Genomic DNA, 22312 nt, shown 5'->3' on the forward strand with positions numbered 1-22312 from the left:
TTTGTGATACTTTAGAATGGAGTCAAGAATGGGCAAAATTATCAAAGCCAAAAATCTGGCTTATCAATATACAAGGCAAAAAGACGACAGTGAGGAAGAAGAATATTTTCAGGCTGTCTATGATATCAATATGGAAATTGAAAGGGGAGATTTTATTGCCATTCTCGGCCACAATGGCTCTGGCAAGTCGACCCTTGCAAAGCATATCAATGGGCTATTGTACCCTTCGGATGGAGTCCTGTGGGTCAATGGCTATGATACGAAGGACGAGAAGCATCTGTTAGATGTAAGGCAGAGCGCGGGGATGGTTTTCCAGAATCCGGACAACCAGATCATCGCATCCATTGTGGAGGAGGATGTGGGATTTGGCCCTGAGAATATCGGTGTTCCTACCGATGAGATCTGGAAGAGAGTGGAAGAGAGCTTGTCTGCGGTGGGCATGATGGAATACCGGAATCATTCTCCTAATAAGCTTTCCGGAGGGCAGAAACAGCGGGTGGCGATTGCAGGAGTCATGGCTATGCGCCCTGACTGTATTGTACTGGACGAGCCTACGGCTATGCTGGACCCTATTGGCAGGAAAGATGTGATCCGCACTGTGCGGGAGCTGAATGAGAAAGAAAATATTACGATAGTTCTGATTACTCACTATATGGACGAGGTGGTTTTTGCAGACAAGGTGTTTGTGATGGATCAGGGACATGTGGTGATGGAAGGAGCTCCCCGGGAGATATTTTCCAGGGTGAAGGAGTTAAAGGAGTACGGTCTGGATGTGCCTCAGGTGACGGAGCTGGCTTATGAGCTGAAAAAGGAAGGCATCCCTCTTCCGGACGGTATATTGACAATAGATGAATTTACTGCCGAGCTGATGAAGCTGGCGGCAGAGAAATGAGTGATAGACGATGGCAATCAGCCTGAAACAGGTTTCCTATATTTATTCAGAGGGTACGGGTTATGAACAGCACGCCCTGAACGATGTCAGTCTGGATATCCCGGACGGACAGTTTATTGGCCTGATCGGACATACGGGTTCGGGGAAATCGACACTGATTCAGCATTTAAATGGGTTGATGAAGGCGACCTCCGGCAAAATTTTATATAATGGGGAAGATATTTATCAAGAAGGTTTCTCCATGAAAGCTCTGAGAAGCAAAGTTGGTCTGGTGTTCCAGTATCCGGAACACCAGCTTTTTGAGACGTCTGTTATAAAGGATGTGGAGTTTGGGCCGAAAAACCAGGGCCTGGACAGTGATGAGGTGGAACGCCGGGCTAGAGAGGCACTGGAACTGGTGGAGCTGGATGAGAAGTACTATGAGCAGTCTCCCTTTGAATTATCGGGAGGACAGAAGCGGAGGGCGGCCATAGCCGGAGTTTTGGCCATGCATCCGGAAGTGCTGATTCTGGATGAGCCAACCGCGGGCCTTGATCCGAAGGGAAAAAGATTAATTCTAGATCAGGTGGCAAGACTTCACCAAAAGACGAAGATAACAGTTATCCTGGTCTCTCACTGTATGGAAGATGTGGCGGAATATGTGGAACGTATCATTGTGATGAACCACGGAGAAGTAGCCTATGATGATTCTCCCCGCGCTGTATTTTCCCATTACAGGGAACTGGAACAGATCGGGCTTTCGGCGCCGCAGGTGACTTATGTCATGCATGAACTGAAAAATAAGGGCTTGGATGTGTCCGTTAATGCAATCACGGTGCAGGAGGCAAAGACGGAAATACTGCGCCAGTTTGGCAGCTTGGGGAGGCTTAAGAGACAATGATCAGAGATATTACGATAGGACAATACTATCCGGCCGATTCAGTGATTCACCGGCTCGATCCCAGAATGAAGCTGCTGGGAACATTTGTATTTATTATTTCTCTTTTCCTGTTTAAAAGTTTTTCCGGCTATATTGTGGCGGCGGTTTTTTTGTTTTCAGTTATTAAAATCTCCAGGGTACCATTTGGATTTATTTTCCGGGGACTGAAGGTGGTATTGCTTCTGCTGATTTTTATGGCATTTTTTAACCTGTTTTTTACTCCTGGTACGCCGGTATTTCAGTGGTGGATTATAAAGATTACAAAAGAGGGTATCCGCAACGCCTGTTTTATGGCCATCCGGCTGACATTTTTGATTGTGGGATCATCTCTGATGACGTTTACTACAACGCCGAATCAGCTGACTGACGGCCTTGAGAGGGTATTAAGACCTCTGTCAAAAATAGGAGTGCCCGCCCATGAGATTGCTATGATGATGTCTATCGCCCTGCGTTTTATTCCGATTCTTCTGGAGGAAACAGATAAGATTATGAAAGCACAGCAGGCCAGAGGGGCGGATTTTGAGTCCGGAGGGCTGATCGCGAAGGCAAAGAGCCTGGTTCCTATTCTGGTTCCGCTGTTTATCTCTGCGTTCCGAAGGGCCGACGAGCTGGCAATGGCGATGGAGGCCCGCTGCTATCACGGCGGGGAGGGCAGAACAAAGATGAAGCCACTTCACTACGAGAAAAGGGACTATATCACTCTGGCTGTGCTGGTGTTGTATATGATTGCAGTCATTGCGGTGGGAAGAGGGATATATTTGTAAGGAAGAAGGAAGAGCAGAGTAATGAATAATGAAGAGTGAAGAGGGAAGAACGTGGAAAGATAGAGAAAATGAATCATGAAGAGTGAAGAGGGAAAAACGTGGAAAGATAGAGAAAATGAATCATGAAGAGTGAAGAGGGAAAAACGTGGAAAGATAGAGAAAATGAATCATGAAGAGCGAATAAGGAGGAATGTGGAAACGTTCCTTCGAAACCGTGAAAATCCCACTTCGTGTTCCACATTTATGCGGGCGTGAAAATGGGCTGAGGGCCCAGTGAAGAGAAAAATAATGAAGAACGTGGTTTGTTATGAAGAATATCACAGAAAGCGTTTATGATAAAAGTATGAATGATAAAAAGCGGATTATGCTGACGGTGGCATATGACGGGACGAATTATCACGGCTGGCAGATTCAGCCTACGGGAATTACAATTGAAGAGGTGCTGAACCGGACTTTATCGGAGCTGCTTGGTGAAAGGATTGCCGTGATCGGAGCCAGCAGAACCGATGCCGGTGTGCATGCTATGGGAAATGTAGCGGTGTTTGATACTGTTTCCAGGATTCCGGGGGACAAGATGATGTACGCCCTGAATCAGAGACTGCCGGAGGATATCCGGATTCAGGCTTCCGGAGAGGTACCGGCAGATTTTCATCCCAGGCACTGCGTCAGCGAAAAGACATACGAATATTCGATTTACAATGGCACAGTGCCGATGCCTCAGTATCGTTTTTACTCTTATTTTTACTACCGGTCTTTGGATCTGGACGCCATGCAGAAAGCTGCGGATTATTTTGTTGGAGAGCATGACTTTGAGAGCTTCTGTTCGGTAAAAACTCAGGTAAATGAGTTTGTCCGGACGATCCATTCGTTTCAGGTGGTGCAGGAAGGACAATTTATCCGTCTCAGGATTAAGGGAAGCGGATTTCTATATAATATGGTCCGCATTTTGACGGGAACGCTGCTGGAAGTGGGCGGCGGAAGGCGGAAGCCGGAGGACATGATGGGAATTTTAGCGGCGAAGGACCGGTCCGCGGCAGGAGTTACAGCGCCAGCCTGCGGACTTACTTTGGCGGGTATCCGATATCCGGAGCTGAAAAGCGAATTTTCCATGAAAATAAAGGAAAAACTGGTTGACACTGACTGCTGATTGTTATATAATTTTTAACTGTGACATACCATAGGTATGCCAAAAATTATGTACAGAACCGTGGAAGCGGGTTTTCTCCAACCGGCCATACGGTTTATTATATCGAAAGTACTTTCCTGCCCCGGAGAGGTGTTTTGATATGCTTAGTGCGGATCAACAGGATCTGCGCGATGACAAGTATATTTATGTATGTTGTCAGATAAAAATATGGTAATGTTGTGACAGGCAGACCGTGGGGTTCGTCTGTTTCCCAAGGAGGTAAACCAATGAAAACTTATATGGCTAGTCCATCTACAATCGAACAGAAATGGTATGTAGTAGATGCTACAGGACATACATTAGGACGCCTTGCATCTGAAATTGCAAGCGTATTGAGAGGTAAAAACAAACCTACTTTTACACCTCATATTGACACCGGGGATTACGTAATTGTAGTCAACGCTGATAAGATCAAAGTAACCGGTAAGAAATTAGATCAGAAGATTTACTATCATCACTCCGAGTATGTGGGCGGTATGAAAGAGACCACATTAAAAGAGATGATGGCAAAGAAACCGACCAATGTAATTACTCTTGCTGTGAAGGGAATGCTTCCCAAAGGGCCGTTAGGAAGAAGCATGCTGAAAAAGTTACATGTTTATGCAGGTCCGGAACACAACCATGCAGCTCAGAAACCGGAAGTATTAGAGATTAAAGAAAGATACTAAGGGTAGGAAAAGGAGGAAATAACATTGGCTAAAGCAAAATATTACGGAACAGGTAGAAGAAAAAGCAGTATTGCCAGAGTATATTTAGTACCTGGAACTGGTGTTGTTACAATTAATAAAAGAGATATCGATCACTACTTCGGTCTGGAGACATTGAAGACAATCGTTCGTCAGCCGTTGGTAGCGACTGAGACAGCTGATAAATTTGACGTACTGGTTAATGTACATGGCGGTGGATTCACCGGCCAGGCTGGTGCGATCCGTCACGGAATCTCCAGAGCACTGCTTCAGGCAGATGCAGATTACCGTCCGGTATTGAAAAAAGCAGGTTTCTTAACCAGAGATCCAAGAATGAAAGAAAGAAAGAAATACGGACTCAAGGCAGCCCGTCGTGCACCGCAGTTTTCAAAGAGATAAGCAGTTGCTTGCGAATCAAGACACATATACAAAGCCCCGGAATGTTTCCATTCCAGGGGCTTTTGTTATGTGGATTGGTTCATAAGAATGCAAGACATGATCGAAACAAGCAGAGCGAAGTTGAGATTAAGTCTTGTATTCGTAGTAACTATGATACACAGGATAAATCCCCCAGATATAATGGTTGTGGGTTTTTTTACAATTATAATTGTGGTATACTATATATACGCTAGGCCGTATATATAAGATTGAAACAAGGGGGAATGAATAATGCCAGAAATATCATTATTTTATGGAATCAGGGTAACAATGTACTATGATGATCATAATCCACCGCACTTTCATGCAGAGTATAATGGAAATAAAGCAATAGTTGAAATAGATGGAGTAAGAGTAATAAGAGGCGCTCTGCCGTCAAGGCAATTAAAGTTAATTTTAGCATGGTGTGTTTTACATCAGGATGAATTGATGCAGAATTGGGAATTATCGAAAGATGGAAAACCGATGAATAGAATTAATCCTTTAATTTAGGAGGTGATAATTTGTTCCCAAAGGTTGTGCAAGTTATACCGATGAAAAATTATACTGTATATGTATATTTTGAAGATGGTAAAATTGTATGTTATGATATGTCTGATATGATTGAAAAAGAGGTGTTTCAAGTACTGAGAGATATTGATGTTTTCATGGATACCTGTACTGTGATGAATGACACTCTAGCGTGGGATATCAGTGGAAAAAGAGATAATTCGATGTGTTTGGATATTGACCCGGATACGCTTTATGCGCTTCCATTTGTACAGGAGTATATTGCATAATGCTATGTGATGGAGATATGAGTGAATGAGTGTTTTGTGTTCGCAGATGACGAAAGCAGGGAATGGAAGCAACGTAAAATAAAGGACAGTATATGGAAAGAACTCCCGAGTTTACTCGAGGAGTTCTTTTTGTTTTGTCTGCTTTTTCCTTTGTGATTCTATTGATCTTGACACTGTTAATAATATATGTTAAATTGGTTGAGTAATAACTCAATGAGTAAACACTCAATAAAGCGAGAATCATATTGGTGTGCTGATTATTCGATCGCAGTTGAGATTGAACCGGGTTTTATCGAGCCGACATGGAGGTAACATGAAGAGAGAGGAACAAAAGGCCAGAAGAGAGGAAGAGATCTTATTGGCGGCGCTTGACCTATTTACCAAAAAGGGATATGCGGCAACCAAGACCAGTGAAATATCCAAAGCTCTGGGGATTAGTGAAGGGCTGTTATTCCACTATTTCAAATCGAAGGAGGTTTTATTAGAGGCATTGGTTGATTTCGCCATGAAAGAAAACATTTCGTGGCTTGAACAGAATTGTAAGGACCCGATCCAATATTTCGCAGATATTGCTAAGGCCGTGCTGAGGTGCTTGAAGGACAACGACGTTGGTTCCAAGTTCTTTGTTCTGATCGCACAGATAAAGCTGTATGAGGACATCCCTGAACACATCCGGAAAAAAGTGACTGCTCAGGAGGTTCAGGTTGAACGGATCATAAATATTGTGAAAAAAGGGCAGGAGATGGGACAGATTAAACAGGGCGATCCGCAAGCGCTGCTATACCTTTTTAGTGATACGCTGCAGGCCGTGGCAATGGGGGCGGCACGACATAAAAATCTGCCATATCCGGACGCTGAATGGATCGTAGATATACTGAAAAATCATGCGGAACACTGATACAGGAGGATTTATGCACAATAGTCAAACTGCAATACAGGTACAAAACCTGAAAAAGAAATTCAAGGAAAAAGAAGTGTTAAGAGGTGTAACATTCAGGATAGATAAAGGTACGGTGTTCTGTCTGCTTGGCTCTAATGGAGCAGGAAAAACAACTACAGTCAAAATATTGTCAACCTTATTAAAGATGGATGAGGGCAGTGCAGCGGTGAATGGATGGGATGTAAGCCGTCAGAGCGACCGGGTACGCCAGTGCATCAGCCTAACCGGGCAGTTTTCTGCCGTGGATGAGATTTTAACCGGCCGAGAGAATCTGGAAATGGCGGCAAGGCTGTGCCATATAAAAGACTTTAAGGGGCGTGCGGCAGAACTGCTTCATGATTTTAATCTTGTGGAAGCAGCTGATAAGAGAGTATCCGTCTACTCCGGAGGAATGAGGCGGCGTCTGGATATTGCAATGAGCCTGGCGGGAAATCCGTCCGTCCTCTTTCTGGATGAACCGACCACAGGCCTGGACCCGCAGAGCAGAAATGCCATGTGGTCAATGATCCAGGAATTAAAGAAAATGGGGACGACCATATTTCTAACAACCCAGTATCTGGAGGAGGCCGAACAGCTGGCAGATCATGTTGCAATTTTACATGATGGAACAATCATTGCGGAAGGTACGGTGGAAGAGATCAAGAAGTTATCTTCCAGAGAATATATAACGTTTCAGTTTTCAAATCTGCAGCTGATGCGGCGCAGCCAGGAATTATTTAATCATGATATTACCGGCGCAGATGAGGAAAACTTGAGTATTACCATTGCGGTGCACGAAGGTATGAAACAAGTTTCTGACCTGTTCATCGCCATGCACAAATCAGGAATCGAGCCGGCTTCCTTCAGCCAGAAGAAGGCCTCTTTAGAAGATGTATTCTTATACCTGGTGGATAATAAGGAGGGAATTCGTTCATGAATAAGGTAATATCAAGTCTGAGTGATACATACACCATGGTGCTTAGAAGTATGAGGCATACGGTCAGGCACGTGGAAATATTAATTATGACGGCTGTTCTTCCGCTGGCTCAGCTCTTATTGCTGGTATATGTAATCGGAGGCGCCATGCAGGTTGGCGGATATACCTATCTGGAATATGTTCTGCCGGGCATTTTACTGATGGCGGTTGCAAGCAGTGCTTCAATGACTGCAATTTCTGTAAAAGAGGATATGAGCAATGGAATTATTGACCGCTTCCGCACGATGGATATCGGAAAATCCGCTGTATTAAACGGACATATGGCGGCAACGCTGGTCCGGACTGCTATAACTGCCGGTATTATTCTGGCAGTGGCTCTGCTGATCGGCTTTCGGCCAGACCTGTCCCTCACAAACGGACTGCTTGTATTTGTTATTTTGTTTCTATTTTCTCTCATGTATACCTGGGCATCTATTTTGTGGGGTCTTGTCTGCCCCAGCCTGGAGGCCGTAGGAGCCTTTACTTATATGGGTATGCTCCTGCCATATACAAGCTCCTGTTTTGTCCCGGTAGAGACAATGCCCGCCGTGTTGGGGACAATTGCTAAATATCAGCCGTTTACACCGCTGGCGGAAAGCCTGAGGGGACTGCTCCTTGGCAGCGATACCGGAAATAACATATTGATAGCAGTTGCGTGGTGTGTTGGACTGCTGATCGTGTTTCATTTCTTTGCGGTCCGGGCTTATCATAAAAGAGCAAGGTGAGGATATGGCAAAATTGTTTTCATAAGTTTTTTACAAGCCGAATTTTCCGTTATCATTGCTGCTAAAATGACAATGCGATGGAATTAAGATAAAATAATGATAACGAAAGGAATGGTTTCATATGATACAAATTTGACATGCGATTTAGAAATTAAGATTGACGAAGCTGACAAGCTGGCGGCGCTGTCGGAGGAAAGACTTAACCATGAAACTGTTTTCCGTACTGCAAGGAGTTCGATTCATGAGACATAGGTCTTATCAGCTTCGATATTTATAATAATGTATGAAAGCAGCCAAGTGTCGACTGCTTTTCTTATGATATAAGTGTAATAAAAAAATTTAAAAAAATTAGCACTCACCCCTTGACAGTGCTAAATATAGGTGTTATAGTACATATAGAACAAAGGAAAAGGAAAAATAAAGATTCCTGAGTTCCCCAAATAACTATTTCACGCTGGAGGATTCCAGAACACTTATAAAAAGGAGAGATGCTTTATGATGCTGCCAAGTATTTTTAATAGTAATTTATGGGATGATGCGTTTGATCTCAGCTTTCCGGATATTGACAAGGTTTTATATGGCAAACGGGCACAGAATATCATGAAAACAGATATCAAAGAATCAGAAGACGGCTATGAGGTTGCCATTGATCTGCCGGGCTTTAAGAAAGATGAGGTCAGGGCAGAGCTGAAAGATGGGTATCTGACCATCAGTGCCGAGAAGTCACTTGAGAAGGACGAGAAGGATAAGAGGGGGAAATACATCAGACAGGAGCGCTATTCCGGTAATATGAGCAGAAGCTTTTACGTAGGCGAGGGAGTTACGGAAAGCGATATTCACGCCAAATTTGAAAATGGCATTCTGATGCTTGATATACCGAAGGAGGTTCCGAAAAAGGTAGAAGAGAAACGTTATGTAACAATTGAAGGTTAAGGACATCTCCCCGGAGGAATTCCGGGGAGAATTTTGCACTTTTATTTTTCTGTTTCCGGACAGGAGTAAAAGGGTCTGGGGGTGATAGCGGTGGCGGAGAAAAGAGACTACTATGAGATTTTAGGAATTGGCAGGGATGCAGATGCAGCCGCCATAAAAAAGGCATATCGTAAACTTGCAAAAAAATATCATCCGGATCAGAATGCCGGGAATACAGAGGCGGAACAGAAATTTAAGGAAGCAACAGAAGCCTATGCGGTCTTAAGTGACCCAGAAAAGAAAAAAATGTACGACCAGTTTGGGCACGCAGCCTTTACGGAAGGCGGCGCTGGATATGAGGCTTATGGAAATCAGAATGGCGGCTACGGAAATGTTCATTTTGAAAGCGGAGATATGGAGGATATCTTCGGCGATCTCTTTGGAGATATGTTCCGCGGCGGAAAAGGCGAGAACGGCGGATTTCACTATTACAGCTACGGGGATGGCAGCGGTTTTCGGGATGGAGGATTCGGCCGGGAGTTCAGGGAAGACCATATTCGCAGAAAGGGCCGGGATCTGAGAGCGGATGTGTCCGTAAGTTTCGATGAGGCTGCCTTTGGCTGCAGTAAAATCATCAGTCTGCAGGATGGCAGCAGGCAGCAATCTCTGGAAGTCCGGATTCCTGCCGGTATTGATTCAGGCCAGAGTGTACGGCTCAGAGGAAAAGGTATGCCGGGAACCGGCGGAGGTGAAGCGGGGGATCTGCTGCTGGAGGTTCATGTCGGCAAAAAGCCGGGCTATGAGAGAAAAGAGATGGATTTGTATACAACAGCTTCGATTCCCTTTACAACAGCTGTATTTGGCGGAGAAGCCATGGTATCCACTCTGTATGGGAATGTAATGTGTAAAATCCCGGAGGGCACCCAGTCCGGCGCCAAGATACGCCTGAGGGGAAAGGGCATTGTTTCCATGAAGGACCCGCAGAGACATGGAGATCAATACGTAACTATACAGATCCAGGTGCCCAGGCATCTGAGCAGCGAGGCAAAGCAGAAGCTGAAAGAATTTGCAGGCCTGATTGGAGAAAATCCGAAACAGCATGTGGCGTAGTATAATTCATTTATTTATAGCAGTATCACTATTTGCGGCATCAGCCCTATAAATAGTGATACTGTTTATTTTTTACAGCGAAGAACAGGACGGTAACAATAAGAGCCAGAAACTCAGCTGCCACAATCGCAAGCCATATACCATCTAAACCAAGCCATAACGGAAGCAGAAGTACAATTGCAATCTGAAAGACAAGAGTCCGTAAGAAGGAAATAACAGCAGAGACAACACCATTGTTAAGGGCCGTAAAAAAGGAGGAACCAAAGATGTTAATCCCGTTAATCAAAAAGGACAGTGCATACAGCCGGAAACCATGGCTGGTCATCTGCATCAGCTCCTGGTCATATCCTACAAATATATGGGACAGGGGTGAGGAGAGAGCTATCGCCAGGAAAGTCAGGATGATGCCGGCAAGCCCTGTCAGTACAAGACTCTTATGAAACAGATTTTTCAGCTCTGCTTCATGTAATGCCCCGTAATGATAACCGATAATTGGTGCGCTTCCGATGGAATAACCAATGAAGATAGCAACAAAAATGAAGTTTACATACATGATAACACCATAGGCGGCCACCCCGTCTTCCCCCGCAATCCGCATCAGCTGGAAGTTGTACAGGATATTTACCAGGGACATGGAGATATTGGTCATCAATTCGGAGGAACCATTTGTGCAGGCCTTAAAAAGAATATTGCCGTGAAACTTGCAAGGAATCAGTTTCAGAAGGCTGCTGTTTTTCCTGACAAAATAAAAAAGAGGTGCGATTCCGCCGATGACCTGGCTGATTGCCGTGGCAATGGCAGCACCGGCTAACCCCCAATGAAATACAGCAATAAACAAGAAATCCAGTACAATGTTGGTCATTCCTGCGGCAACGGTCATAGCGAGCCCCAGATGCGGCTTTTCTGCTGTAATAAGGAAGCTTTGAAATACATTCTGCAGCATAAAGGCGGTCAGAGAGATCATGAGGATTCTGCCGTAGAGGACACAATCTTCAATCATGGCGCTGTCTGCACCCATTGCCGCCGCAATGGGCCGAATCCAGATCAGGCCTGTCACAGTGAGCACAGCACCGCTGATGATGGTGACATAGACCAGCATGGAGAAATACTGATTCGCTTCTTCTGTCTTTCCCTCTCCCAGTGTTTTTGATACAATGGCACTCCCGCCGGTGCCGATCATAAAACCCAACGCCCCTAAAATCATCAGAAGGGGCATGATGAGATTCAGGGCGGCAAACGGTGTTTTGCCTACAAAATTGGATACAAACAAACCATCCACGACGCCGTATATGGAAGTAAAAATCATCATGGCGATGGAAGGAAAGACAAAACGTAAAAGCTTCTTATAAGTAAAATGATCTGAAAGTTGTATTTTCATTTTCATATATAAATCCTTTCCGGGGAGTGTTTCCCCTTATATAACAAACGCCGGTACGTATCACGAACCGTCTTATTGCAACAAACACCGGTACACTTCGTGAACCGTCCGATTGTAAAAACGACGCCCGGCAGCAACATAACCGAGCGTTCCCAATACTTTTATTCAGGTTTATGGATGGCGTCATGTTTCATCCATAAATTAAATTGATTCAGAGTCTAAATATTCCTGCAGGTTTGCTTCCAGCAGGCTGTTGTATTTTTTCGACAGGGTTATCAGCTGTTCTCGTTCCTCTTCCGACAGGGCGGCCCATACGTTTTCCTCCAGCTGCAGCATACCACCAATATATTTCTGTGCAAAGGGGCGGCCTGTGTCTGTCAGCACAATTTGTTTTTCACGCATATTCGTTTCTTTTATTTCCAGGCGGACAATCCCTTTCTTCACCAGCTGCTTTAAGGCGGAATGGACGGTTTGTTTGCTCATATACATCGCTTCACTTATTTGAGACTGGGTAGTACAACCCTCCCATACCATAAGCAATGCCCAATATTCGGCATCGGACAGACCGCAGGCCTTGGAAAAAAGAGACCAGATACGGTCCAGATCTTTATAGGCTGCCCGGTATTCTTCCAGGGAATTTTTTACGGTATGTTCTCGTTCCAAGATAAATCCTCCTTAATAGTATGAAATCAGATGGTATGAAATCGGACTATTTGCAGTATAAGGGGATACAATTATTTTGTCAAGTTTTTTTATCAGAACTGAAAAATAATACATTTCTATGGTACGAATCATAAGATCATATTATAATGGAATCAGAGACAAGGTGAACCCCAGGAATATGATGGTACTCCCGGATATGGAAAGAAAGGGGCTGAGGAATATGATCACTGTTTTTAACCGCAAAGAGCTGCTGATCACTTACAGCATGAAGGAGCAGGCTGAAGTTAAGCAGATGCTGGAAGAACATAACATCAAATATCACGTCAGAGTGGTGGACCGGAAGAGTCCTTCTATATTTTCTCCTGGGTCCAGAGCCTATACGGGTACCTATGGTGAAAATTTGGAACAGAACTGCCAGTATACGATCTATGTAAAGAAAACAGATTATGAGAATGCGCGTTCTCTTCTGGGACCGGGACCGGCCAGATAAACCCGCGGCAATTGTTTTGAATTTCGTGCATCACTTGCAAATTCAGAATTTTATAGTTATACTAATATACGAGAAATCGACAAGGGGAGCTCGCGATGAAGCGGGCTGAGAGTAAGCTGATACTGCTTTGACCCGTAACCTGATTTGGATAATGCCAACGTAGGGATATAAGGTGAAATTTATTTCAGCGGATATACCTGAATTGGTATATCCGCTTTTGTTACAATAAGGCGGTTCGCGAAGCGTGCCACCGTTTGTTATTACATTGGAGGAAGAGGTATGTTTGGAACGATTCTGGATGAGGTGAGAAAGCAGGCACCCCTGGTACATAATATTACCAACTATGTGACAGTAAATGATGTGGCAAATATCCTGCTGGCCTGCGGAGGAAGCCCGATCATGGCCGATGAGGCAGGGGAGGCAGAGGAAATCACCTCCATCTGCGGGGGCCTGAACATTAACATCGGGACACTGAACCGGCGCACCATTGACGCTATGCTGCTGGCAGGGAAAAAAGCGAATGAGCTGGGACATGTGGTTTTGCTGGACCCGGTGGGAGCAGGAGCCAGCAGACTGCGCACAGAGACCGCATTAACCCTGATGAAGGAAATCCGCTTTGACGTGATCCGGGGGAATATATCAGAGATTAAGACGCTGGCTCAGGGAAGCGGCAGTACAAAAGGCGTGGACGCGGATGTGGCGGATGCCGTGACGGAGGATAATCTGCCTGAGGCAATCGCATTTGTAAAGAGACTTGCGGCAAAAATAGGGTGTATCCTGGCGGTAACCGGGGCGATCGATCTGGTAAGTGATGGAAAGACCTGTTATGTGATCCGCAACGGACGTCCTGAGATGGGTAGGATCACGGGGACAGGCTGTCAGCTCTCCGGGCTGATGACGGCATTTCTGGCGGCCAGCCGGGACAGAAAGCTGGAAGCGGCGGCAGCGGCCGTGTGTGCCATGGGACTGGCGGGAGAGATCGGATTTGCCCGGATGCAGGAAGGGGACGGCAATGCAGCCTACCGAAACCGGATCATCGACGCGATTTATCATATGGACGGAGCCGAATTGGATCAGGGTGCAAATGTTGAAATAGGAGAATAAAGAGGAGAAATAATACCGATGGAATGTAATAAGGATAATTTGCTGTTATATGCGGTGACAGACCGAAGATGGCTGAATGGTGATACCCTGTATCATCAGGTGGCGGAAGCAATAAAGGGCGGGGCAACCTTCGTGCAGCTCCGGGAAAAGAAACTGGATCAGTCACAGTTTTTGGAGGAAGCAAAGGAAATTCAAGCCCTGTGCAGAACGTACGGCGTACCATTCGTGATTAATGACAATGTGGAGATAGCAGCGGCCATCAATGCGGACGGCGTCCATGTGGGGCAAAGCGATATGGAAGCGGGAGATGTACGCAGGAAGCTGGGGAAGGATAAGATCATCGGTGTATCTGCCCAGACGGTGGAGCAGGCATTGCTGGCCGAAAAGAACGGCGCGGACTATCTTGGCGTGGGAGCTGTATTTTCCACAGGTTCCAAGGCGGACGCGGTGGAAGTAAGTCATGATACCTTAAAAGCCATCTGTAAGGCAGTAAAGATACCGGTCATTGCCATAGGCGGGGTGGACAAAGACAATGTGGGACAGCTTTCCGGCAGCGGGATCTGCGGGGTGGCGGTGATCAGTGCGCTCTTTGCCCAGCCATCTGTCCGCAGGGCGGCGGAAGAATTAAGGGAAGCCGTGAAAAGAATGGTTGTAGTTTGAAACTGCTAATTGGTGCGATATCGCAGGTTTGCCTGCGATATGCGGAGGAATAAGCATGATGAAAGGGGCTATTTTCGATGTAGACGGCACGCTTCTGGACTCTATGAAGATATGGGAGGAAGCGGGAGAGAGGTATCTTGCGTCACGCGGCATTGCCGCAGAACCGGATCTGGGCAGAAAGCTGTTTGAGATGACCATGAAAGAGGGAGCGCAGTACCTGAAAGATCACTATGGTATAACGGACCCGGCTGATCAGCTGATCGCCGGAATTAACCGGGTGGTTGAATCCTTTTACCGGGAGGAAGCGGAGCTGAAAGAAGGAGTCAGAGAATTCCTTCATAGTCTGAGAGAGCGCGGCATCCGAATGACGGCTGCGACCTCTACCGACCGGTATCTGATCGAGGCGGCGTTTCGGCGGCTGAATATTACAGAGTATTTTGAACAGATATTTACCTGTTCAGAGGTGGGGGCAGGCAAGACGGAGCCTGTCATTTATCGGATGGCAGCCTCGGCGATGGGGACCAGGCCGGAGGAGACGTTTGTATTCGAAGACGCTTTTTATGCGCTCACGACTGCGTCCGAAGCTGGTTTTCGCACGGTTGGGATCTATGATGCTTCCAGCGCTTCGCTGCAGGATAAATTGAAAGAAAGGTCGGATCTTTATCTGACCGGATATGGGGAGTTTTCTTCCTTTTGGGAGAAGGCATCCCACCTGAAATAGTAATAAGAGAAATACAGCTGCTCTTTTTTGGGCACCTGATTTCAATAAGACGGCACGTTCGCGTGCCGTCGATGATTCAAGCGGCGGACTGGGGGCACCACTTTCGGCCGCTCTATAAAATTAATGCTCAGAGAGTCCGGACCGCATAAGGTTCGGAACAAAGAAATGGAGGACATTATGAGAACAGCATTAACAATCGCTGGGAGCGATTCCAGCGGAGGCGCCGGCATCCAGGCAGATATTAAGACAATGATTGCAAATGGCGTATATGCCATGAGTGCGATCACTGCGCTAACTGCACAGAATACGACCGGCGTGACAGGTATTATGGAGGTAACTCCAGAATTTTTGGCAAAGCAGCTCGACAATATTTTTACGGACATCTACCCGGATGCAGTAAAGATCGGTATGGTTTCTTCCGGAGCACTGATTGAGACCATAGCCGGTAAATTAAAGCAATATCAGGCGGTTCACGTTGTGGTGGACCCCGTTATGGTGGCGACCAGCGGTTCTAAGCTGATCAGCGACGACGCGATCGCCGTATTAAAGAGGGATCTGCTTCCTCTGGCCGAGGTAGTCACACCCAACATTCCGGAGGCGGAAGTCCTGGCGGACATGCCGGTGCGGACAGCCGAGGATATGGCCACAGCGGCAGCAGTTATCAGCAGAAAATACGGCTGTGCCGTACTGTTAAAAGGAGGCCATCAGTTAAACGACGCCAACGACCTGCTCTGCAGGAATGGAGAGATTCGGTGGTTTGAGGGCCGGAGAATTGACAATCCCAACACCCATGGAACCGGCTGTACACTGTCCAGCGCCATTGCCTCCAATCTGGCGAAGGGACATGATATGACCGAGGCAGTAAAGCTGGCCAAGGATTACATATCGGGGGCTCTGGCGGCCATGCTGAACCTGGGGCATGGCAGCGGGCCGATGGACCATGGATTTGACTTAAAGAGCAGATTTATTGAGGATCAGGAGGTACAGGGCTGATGGAGAAAAAACGTACTTCCTTATTTGAAAATGGCCTGATCTGGTTTGGCGCGGGTGTATCTATTGCGGAGATCCTGACCGGCACCTACCTTGCGCCTCTGGGGTTTGGAAAAGGGCTGGCAGCAATCCTTCTGGGACATGTAATCGGCTGCTTCATGCTGTTTCTGGCGGGAATGATCGGAGCAAAGACCAGAAAGAGTGCAATGGAAACGGTAAAGATGAGCTTCGGGCAGAAAGGAAGCCTGCTGTTTTCCATTTTAAATGTCCTGCAGCTGGTCGGCTGGACGGCAATTATGATCTACGACGGAGCGCTGGCGGCAGACGGAGTGCTTCGCACTGGGGCCTGGGTCTGGTGTCTGGTTATCGGAGCCCTGATTCTTCTCTGGATCGTGATCGGAATCACGAATCTTGGCAAAATCAACACGATTGCCATGGCGGCCCTGTTCCTATTGACACTGATCCTGTGCAAGGTAATTTTCTTCGACGGCGGAGCCGGAGCTGCGTTATCCGGAGAGAGCATGCAGTTTGGCGCTGCGGTGGAATTATCTGTAGCGATGCCGCTTTCCTGGCTGCCGTTAATCAGCGACTATACAAGAGAAGCGGCAAAACCGGTGAAAGCCACAGCAGTGAGCGCGCTGATCTACGGTTTGATCAGCTGCTGGATGTATGTGATCGGTATGGGCGCTGCCATTTATACAGGTGAATCTGACATTGCCCAGATTATGCTGAAGGCAGGACTTGGGATTGCCGGACTCATAATTGTTATTTTCTCCACGGTAACCACTACGTTTCTGGATGCTTATTCAGCCGGAGTTTCCAGTGAATCAATCTTTCAGAAACTGAAGGGCAGGCATGTGGCCATTGTGGTTACGGTAGTGGGGACTATAGCGGCAATTGTTTATCCTATGGACAATATTACGGATTTTCTGTATCTGATCGGGTCTGTCTTCGCTCCGATGATTGCGATTCAGATCGCTGATTTCTTCCTCATGAAGGGCGACAGCAGCCATAAGGACGTAAATGCCGTACATCTGGCGGTGTGGCTTCTGGGCTTTATTGCCTATCGGATTCTGATGCGCATTGATATACCGGTGGGCAATACACTTCCCTGTATGATTTTTACCATTTTAATTTGTATTGCAGCGGACAAAATTGTGTCCGCCCGCAAGACAGTATCATAATTATAACAAAGGCGCCGTTTTCAGACGACGTCTTTATTGTTCAATGGGACAGCGGATGCAGGGAAACCGATATTCAGAACGCGTTAAATTTTGATCCAATCGTTGTCTTTTCCAAACAATGTGAGTATAATGAGGCAGGATATCAATGTGAGAATATGCAGGCTTTGAACGCCTGCAGTGTCTCCGGAATTTAGGATAGAAAGGCAGGTGGGCAGTATGGACGTCGCTGGCTCGGGTTATCACTCGTGTAGCTTACTGAAACAAATAAGAGCTGAAAGAAATATGGATTCAGAAAGGAGCGATGCGTACTGCCCTTCTTTCAGCTTCTTCCTTATGGCGGGCCGGGTTTTAAAATAAGAGCGGTCCATTACGGGCAGTTTTTGTCTGCAGATAAATGAGGGAAACCGTATTTTCTGTAAACCGCATGAAAAAGAATATGGAAAGAGAAATATTTATGAACCTGCTGAAGGGCCGGGAATACAGGGATATCAGGGAGGCTTTAATCGCTATGAATGCGGCGGATATTGCCGTTCTTCTGTCGGAGCTGGAGGATAGGGATTTAGCAATTATTTTCCGGCTGATTCCCAAGGATAAGGCGGCGGATGTGTTTTCGGAGATGAACAGTTCGATGAAGGCTTATCTGGTAGAAATATTTACCGATAAGGAGAGGAAGGAACTGCTGAGTAATTTGTTTCTGGACGATACGGTGGATCTGCTGGAGGATCTTCCGGCCAACCTGGTGACCCACATTCTGGATAGTGTCGGGCCGGAAAAGCGGGAACAGATCAATCTTCTGTTAAGCTATCCCGATGATAGTGCCGGAAGCGTAATGACTACGGAGTATGTGGATCTGCGCAGGGAAAATACGGTAGGGGACGCCATCCGGCATATCCGTCAGACTGGAATTCACAAGGAGACGATCTATACCTGCTATGTGTTGGAAAAGAGACGGCTGATTGGGATCGTCAGCGCCAAGGATTTGCTGACGCTGGACGAAAATGCCCTGATCGGGGAGAACATGAAAAAGACAGAGATTATTTCCGTGAATACCCATACCGATCAGGAGGAGGTAGTAAAGGTTTTTCAGAAATATAACTTTCTCGCTTTGCCAGTTCTGGATATGCAGGGATTTATGGTAGGAATTGTGACGGTTGATGATGTGATGAATGTCATGGAGGACGAGGCCACAGAAGATATAGAGCTGATGGGCGCCGTGACACCCAGCCACAAGACCTATTTTGAAACATCGGTGCTGGAGCATGCCAGACATCGGATTGTATGGCTTCTGGTACTGATGCTCTCTGCTACATTTACCGGTGCGATTATTACCCATTACGAAAATGCCATTGCGGCGGTCCCCCTCCTGGTTTCATTTATACCTATGCTGATGGATACGGGAGGCAACTGCGGCTCCCAGAGCTCCACCCTGATTATCCGCGGACTGGCGCTGGATGAAATAAAGTTAAAAGATATTTTCCGTGTGATGTTCCGGGAGTTTGGAGTGGCGATTGTGGTCGGCATTACTCTCGCTGCCGCCAATGGACTGCGGATATGGATCATGTACCGGGATACAAAGATTGCCCTCGTGGTAGGACTGTCTCTGATTGCGACGATTATCCTATCAAAACTTATTGGCTGTTCGCTTCCGATTCTGGCAAAGAAAATTCACTGTGATCCGGCCATTATGGCCGCCCCGCTGATTACAACGGTGGTGGATGCCTGCTCGGTTATGATATATTTCAAATTCGCCACCAGCCTGCTTGCCATATGAAGTATGCCGGCGAAAGTGAAAAGAAGGTGCTGTCAGAACGGAAACTGGATTTGAAGAGATAAATAGTGTAAAATGAAGGAAAGTTCAAGGCTTCGAAAGTGAGAATCAACGTACAGCGGGAAAGGAATGGACGCAGGCATGCAGGAAAAGAGACTGTCGGAACGCACGGCGGATGATATATTAGAGATGATTACCGTAGAAAAAAGGTTCGGCCCGGGGGATAAGCTGCCCAACGAAAATGATCTGTCCCAGGAATTGAACGTGAGCAGAACCACGCTGCGGGAGGCGGTCCGCATCCTGGTGACAAATGGGATCGTAAAGATTGAGCGGGGAAAGGGAACCTATGTAAGGACAGACCTTCAGTTTGATGAGGAGGGCGGTTTAAAGCCTTTGATGCAGGCTAAGGTTGACGCCAGGGATCTGTATGAGATGAGATTGATCTTCGAGCCGGAAGCGGCCTACCTGGCGACGGAGCGGGCAAGCGAGGAGGAGATCCACAGAATTCTGCTCTTAGGTGAGAAGATAGAGCAGACGATTGCGGCAGGGAAGAACCGGACAGAGGCGGAACGGGCCTTCCATAAGGCGATCGCCAAAGCGTCTCACAATGAATTTATGAATCAGCTGATGCCGGTGATCTATCAGGGTATTGACAAAGGGGTATGCCTTTCGGAGGAAAAAGAGAAGGCCGTTATGGATACGGTGCAGGATCACAAGATGATTATGGAGTTTATCCGCACCAGAAATCCGGAAGGGGCAAGAAATGCGATGAAGATTCATATTCTCCACGCAATACAGGAATTGGAACTCCGGTGAGAAAATGGACGGATGGATAAACATACGAAAAAATGCCGCAGCCCTCATAAGTGTACGCTTTATGGGAGTCGCGGCATTTTTGTTCCTTACAGCCAATCGTAGTAGAGGGGATTCGGGGCAAATGTACCGTACCGAACCCATCGTTCATCAAGTTCCCGGCTGCTGATGGTTAAAAGCAATATACTGGGGCGGTTATGAAAGGAATGCGTACTAATGTATTCGTTTGATTCGCAGAGGTAGAATCGTACGGAAGCTTCTCCCATAAAATCCCGGTCAGCCAGAACCGCCTTAAAATGATAGTTGGAATAATGATCAGCGGACTCCGGATCAATGTAGTAATACCGTTCGCCGGAATAATACAGTTTTTTCAGGATATTTCCCTTTACGTCCAGGAGATAAAATCTGGCGCTCTTATTTTTTGCACCACATTCCAGCATGTGATTCCAGGATGCAATGCCGGCCTGATTGTTGGGTTCGGAGGCGTTGGACAGAAAATAATAGGGCCGGTACGCTTCGCTCTGTTCCTGCATAAATGGCGGCAGTGCGTCAATGCCGGATAGAACTTTAGCCTCCATTAAGTGCTCGGCCTCCAGCCCATCATAGATCTGGGGATAGTTAGCTTCGGGCCTGCCGGTCCAGAAAATAACACGGAAAGCGTCTGCACGGTTTTCCGGCAATTCCCACATAGTATTCCAAAGCGTAGGATAATCCAGTTCTGCCGACTGGCTCAGCACATAGTAGGTATGATCATCACAGGCGGGCTCGGAAATCCTAAGAAGATGCGGCCAGGTTTCCGAGACATGGGCATCCTGATAATAATACACACCGTCTCTTCTCGCAATCGCTTCCCGGTCCGAAGAGGAATCTTCCTGGGGCTGAATGACGGAGATTACCAGAGTAGAATCGGAATCTTTCTCCATCCATTCATCCAGGATATCATCCTTTGCTTCCCGATCCTTATGCCATGTGACGGATATCACATCAGTTCCGTTTCTGTTTAAAAATAAGATACAACAAAAGATCAGAAGAATTGAAATAGTATATTTTATTTTCATGGCAATCATCTCCAGACTTTGAGAGATATGCAGCAACCACTTATTCTTCTATTATTGTATCATCGATATGAACAAAGAAAAAGCTGGAAGTAGAGTAGAAGATAAATACGTTAAGTTACATCGTTCCGATATTCATAAAACATTATTCCGAAAGGGTTGCTATTGTTCCGATAAGACGGTATACTACATTTTGTAAAGAGGTCAGGTTTGAAACATTGTTTCAAACTGCTTATTGAGGCAGTATCGCAGTAAACCTGCGATATGCAGGGGTATAATTATGTATATTACGGTAAGACAAGCATCAGAAAATTGGGGGATTTCAGATAGAAGGGTTCGTATATTATGTTCGGATGGGAAGATTCCGGGTGTGATCCGTGAAGGCCGGAATTGGAAAATTCCCGCAGATGCGAAAAAACCAGCAGACGGCAGGTTTAAAACAGCTGAACGTTTACTGGGAATGATTGATCAGAAAAAAAGTGAATTAGATTCAAAGCGGCCTTTAACAAAAGGCGAAGCAGAGCGGCTGACAGAAGAATTTGTAGTTGAGTACACGTATAATTCCAATGCTATTGAAGGAAACACGTTAACCCTTCGGGAAACAGACATGGTCCTGCGTGGGTTGACGATCGCCCAAAAACCATTGAAAGATCACATGGAAGCAGTTGGACATAAAGAAGCATTTGAATTTGTGCAGGATTTGGTAAGGGATAAGATACCATTATCAGAGAGTATCATTAAACAAATACACTATTTGGTGCTGGCCGACAAGAAAGATGACAGAGGTGTTTACCGAAAAGTTCCGGTGCGAATTATGGGAGCAAGACAGGAACCTGTGCAACCGTACCTGATTCAGCCTAAGATGGAACAACTGCTGTATGGTTATCAGAATAATACAGAGCACATTATTTTACGGCTTGCACGGTTTCATATCGAGTTTGAGACGATTCACCCTTTCATCGATGGAAATGGCCGGACGGGACGGCTGCTTGTGAATTTGGAATTGATGAAAGCCGGGTATCCTCCCATTGATATTAAGTTTACAGACAGGATTGTTTACTACAACGCTTTTGATGAATATCATGCGAAGCATAAGCCGGATGCAATGGAGAAACTATTTGCAGGGTATATAAATACGGAGCTGGATCGTTATTTAGCCATGCTGGGAGAGTGAAATACA

The 22312-nt window shown here is 46.3% G+C and carries 25 protein-coding genes and 1 riboswitch; of the genes, 22 read left to right on the forward strand and 3 right to left on the reverse strand.

Annotated features, from left to right (window positions below; genetic code table 11):
- Positions 1 to 28: 28 nt before the first annotated feature.
- From ABCW47_RS03910 to ABCW47_RS03970, 13 genes are all read left to right on the forward strand, one after another.
- Entirely contained in the window at positions 29 to 892 is an 864-nt protein-coding gene (locus ABCW47_RS03910) for an energy-coupling factor transporter ATPase (protein ID WP_343208550.1), read from the forward strand.
- A 10-nt stretch (positions 893 to 902) separates the two neighbouring features.
- On the forward strand, positions 903 to 1772 hold the full coding sequence (locus tag ABCW47_RS03915) for an energy-coupling factor transporter ATPase (protein WP_343208551.1): 870 nt from the start codon (positions 903 to 905) through the stop codon (positions 1770 to 1772).
- Positions 1769 to 2575 (forward strand): energy-coupling factor transporter transmembrane component T family protein, encoded by an 807-nt coding sequence (locus ABCW47_RS03920; protein WP_343208552.1) that lies wholly within the window; start codon positions 1769 to 1771, stop codon positions 2573 to 2575. Before ABCW47_RS03915 ends, ABCW47_RS03920 begins: the two co-directional genes overlap by 4 nt.
- A 307-nt stretch (positions 2576 to 2882) precedes the next feature.
- Entirely contained in the window at positions 2883 to 3722 is an 840-nt protein-coding gene (gene truA / locus ABCW47_RS03925; RefSeq protein ID WP_343208553.1) for a tRNA pseudouridine(38-40) synthase TruA, read from the forward strand.
- Positions 3723 to 3988: 266 nt separating this feature from the next.
- Positions 3989 to 4429: a 50S ribosomal protein L13 gene (rplM, locus tag ABCW47_RS03930; RefSeq protein WP_343208554.1), complete on the forward strand. Its 441-nt coding sequence runs from the start codon at positions 3989 to 3991 to the stop codon at positions 4427 to 4429.
- Between the two features lie 24 nt (positions 4430 to 4453).
- Positions 4454 to 4846 carry a 30S ribosomal protein S9 gene (gene rpsI, locus ABCW47_RS03935; RefSeq protein ID WP_343208555.1) on the forward strand — a complete coding sequence of 131 codons (393 nt, stop codon included), beginning with the start codon at positions 4454 to 4456 and terminating at the stop codon, positions 4844 to 4846.
- A 270-nt stretch (positions 4847 to 5116) separates the two neighbouring features.
- Positions 5117 to 5377 (forward strand): DUF4160 domain-containing protein, encoded by a 261-nt coding sequence (locus tag ABCW47_RS03940; protein ID WP_343208556.1) that lies wholly within the window; start codon positions 5117 to 5119, stop codon positions 5375 to 5377.
- A gap of 11 nt (positions 5378 to 5388) precedes the next feature.
- Positions 5389 to 5664 (forward strand): DUF2442 domain-containing protein, encoded by a 276-nt coding sequence (locus ABCW47_RS03945; protein ID WP_343208557.1) that lies wholly within the window; start codon positions 5389 to 5391, stop codon positions 5662 to 5664.
- Positions 5665 to 5977: 313 nt separating this feature from the next.
- A complete protein-coding gene (locus ABCW47_RS03950; RefSeq protein WP_343208558.1) occupies positions 5978 to 6562 on the forward strand; it encodes a TetR/AcrR family transcriptional regulator in 585 nt (194 codons plus the stop codon).
- Positions 6563 to 6575: 13 nt separating this feature from the next.
- Positions 6576 to 7520 carry an ATP-binding cassette domain-containing protein gene (locus ABCW47_RS03955; RefSeq protein WP_343208559.1) on the forward strand — a complete coding sequence of 315 codons (945 nt, stop codon included), beginning with the start codon at positions 6576 to 6578 and terminating at the stop codon, positions 7518 to 7520.
- Positions 7517 to 8284 carry an ABC transporter permease gene (locus ABCW47_RS03960; protein ID WP_343208560.1) on the forward strand — a complete coding sequence of 256 codons (768 nt, stop codon included), beginning with the start codon at positions 7517 to 7519 and terminating at the stop codon, positions 8282 to 8284. Before ABCW47_RS03955 ends, ABCW47_RS03960 begins: the two co-directional genes overlap by 4 nt.
- A gap of 495 nt (positions 8285 to 8779) precedes the next feature.
- Positions 8780 to 9217 (forward strand): Hsp20/alpha crystallin family protein, encoded by a 438-nt coding sequence (locus ABCW47_RS03965; RefSeq protein WP_343208561.1) that lies wholly within the window; start codon positions 8780 to 8782, stop codon positions 9215 to 9217.
- A gap of 90 nt (positions 9218 to 9307) precedes the next feature.
- A complete protein-coding gene (locus ABCW47_RS03970) occupies positions 9308 to 10306 on the forward strand; it encodes a DnaJ C-terminal domain-containing protein (protein ID WP_343208562.1) in 999 nt (332 codons plus the stop codon).
- 46 nt (positions 10307 to 10352) lie between these two features.
- Here ABCW47_RS03970 and ABCW47_RS03975 read toward each other — a convergent pair whose 3' ends face one another.
- Both ABCW47_RS03975 and ABCW47_RS03980 read right to left on the reverse strand, forming a co-directional pair.
- Entirely contained in the window at positions 10353 to 11684 is a 1332-nt protein-coding gene (locus ABCW47_RS03975; protein ID WP_343209589.1) for an MATE family efflux transporter, read from the reverse strand.
- A gap of 201 nt (positions 11685 to 11885) precedes the next feature.
- Entirely contained in the window at positions 11886 to 12347 is a 462-nt protein-coding gene (locus tag ABCW47_RS03980; protein WP_343208563.1) for a MarR family winged helix-turn-helix transcriptional regulator, read from the reverse strand.
- Positions 12348 to 12465: 118 nt separating this feature from the next.
- Between ABCW47_RS03980 and ABCW47_RS03985 the strand changes: the two genes are divergently transcribed.
- From ABCW47_RS03985 to ABCW47_RS04020, 8 genes are all read left to right on the forward strand, one after another.
- Complete coding sequence (locus tag ABCW47_RS03985) at positions 12466 to 12837, forward strand: transcription factor S-II family protein (RefSeq protein ID WP_343208564.1); 372 nt, start codon at positions 12466 to 12468, stop codon at positions 12835 to 12837.
- Positions 12838 to 12909: 72 nt separating this feature from the next.
- Positions 12910 to 13020: riboswitch (TPP riboswitch) on the forward strand.
- Positions 13021 to 13116: 96 nt separating this feature from the next.
- Positions 13117 to 13941: a hydroxyethylthiazole kinase gene (gene thiM / locus ABCW47_RS03990; protein ID WP_343208565.1), complete on the forward strand. Its 825-nt coding sequence runs from the start codon at positions 13117 to 13119 to the stop codon at positions 13939 to 13941.
- A gap of 18 nt (positions 13942 to 13959) precedes the next feature.
- Positions 13960 to 14601: a thiamine phosphate synthase gene (gene thiE / locus ABCW47_RS03995; protein WP_343208566.1), complete on the forward strand. Its 642-nt coding sequence runs from the start codon at positions 13960 to 13962 to the stop codon at positions 14599 to 14601.
- A 55-nt stretch (positions 14602 to 14656) separates the two neighbouring features.
- Positions 14657 to 15322: an HAD family hydrolase gene (locus tag ABCW47_RS04000; protein ID WP_343208567.1), complete on the forward strand. Its 666-nt coding sequence runs from the start codon at positions 14657 to 14659 to the stop codon at positions 15320 to 15322.
- 177 nt (positions 15323 to 15499) lie between these two features.
- The gene (gene thiD / locus ABCW47_RS04005) at positions 15500 to 16315 is read left to right on the forward strand and encodes a bifunctional hydroxymethylpyrimidine kinase/phosphomethylpyrimidine kinase (protein WP_343208568.1); all 816 of its coding nucleotides are present in this window, start codon (positions 15500 to 15502) and stop codon (positions 16313 to 16315) included.
- Positions 16315 to 17496 (forward strand): putative hydroxymethylpyrimidine transporter CytX, encoded by a 1182-nt coding sequence (gene cytX, locus ABCW47_RS04010; protein WP_343208569.1) that lies wholly within the window; start codon positions 16315 to 16317, stop codon positions 17494 to 17496. The genes thiD and cytX overlap by 1 nt, the downstream gene beginning before the upstream one ends.
- A 436-nt stretch (positions 17497 to 17932) precedes the next feature.
- Positions 17933 to 19267 (forward strand): magnesium transporter, encoded by a 1335-nt coding sequence (mgtE, locus tag ABCW47_RS04015; protein WP_343208570.1) that lies wholly within the window; start codon positions 17933 to 17935, stop codon positions 19265 to 19267.
- Positions 19268 to 19393: 126 nt separating this feature from the next.
- Complete coding sequence (locus tag ABCW47_RS04020) at positions 19394 to 20080, forward strand: FadR/GntR family transcriptional regulator (protein ID WP_343208571.1); 687 nt, start codon at positions 19394 to 19396, stop codon at positions 20078 to 20080.
- Between the two features lie 86 nt (positions 20081 to 20166).
- Here ABCW47_RS04020 and ABCW47_RS04025 read toward each other — a convergent pair whose 3' ends face one another.
- Positions 20167 to 21135, reverse strand: a complete 969-nt coding sequence (locus tag ABCW47_RS04025) for a hypothetical protein (protein ID WP_343208572.1) — start codon at positions 21133 to 21135, stop codon at positions 20167 to 20169.
- A 277-nt stretch (positions 21136 to 21412) separates the two neighbouring features.
- Here ABCW47_RS04025 and ABCW47_RS04030 point away from each other — a divergent pair, with 277 nt between their 5' ends.
- Positions 21413 to 22306, forward strand: coding sequence for a Fic family protein (locus tag ABCW47_RS04030; RefSeq protein ID WP_343208573.1), 894 nt, complete (start codon positions 21413 to 21415; stop codon positions 22304 to 22306).
- The last annotated feature ends 6 nt before the right edge of the window (positions 22307 to 22312 follow it).

It is taken from the genome of Anaerolentibacter hominis, assembly GCF_032380675.1.
Lineage (GTDB): Bacteria > Bacillota > Clostridia > Lachnospirales > Lachnospiraceae > Anaerolentibacter > Anaerolentibacter hominis.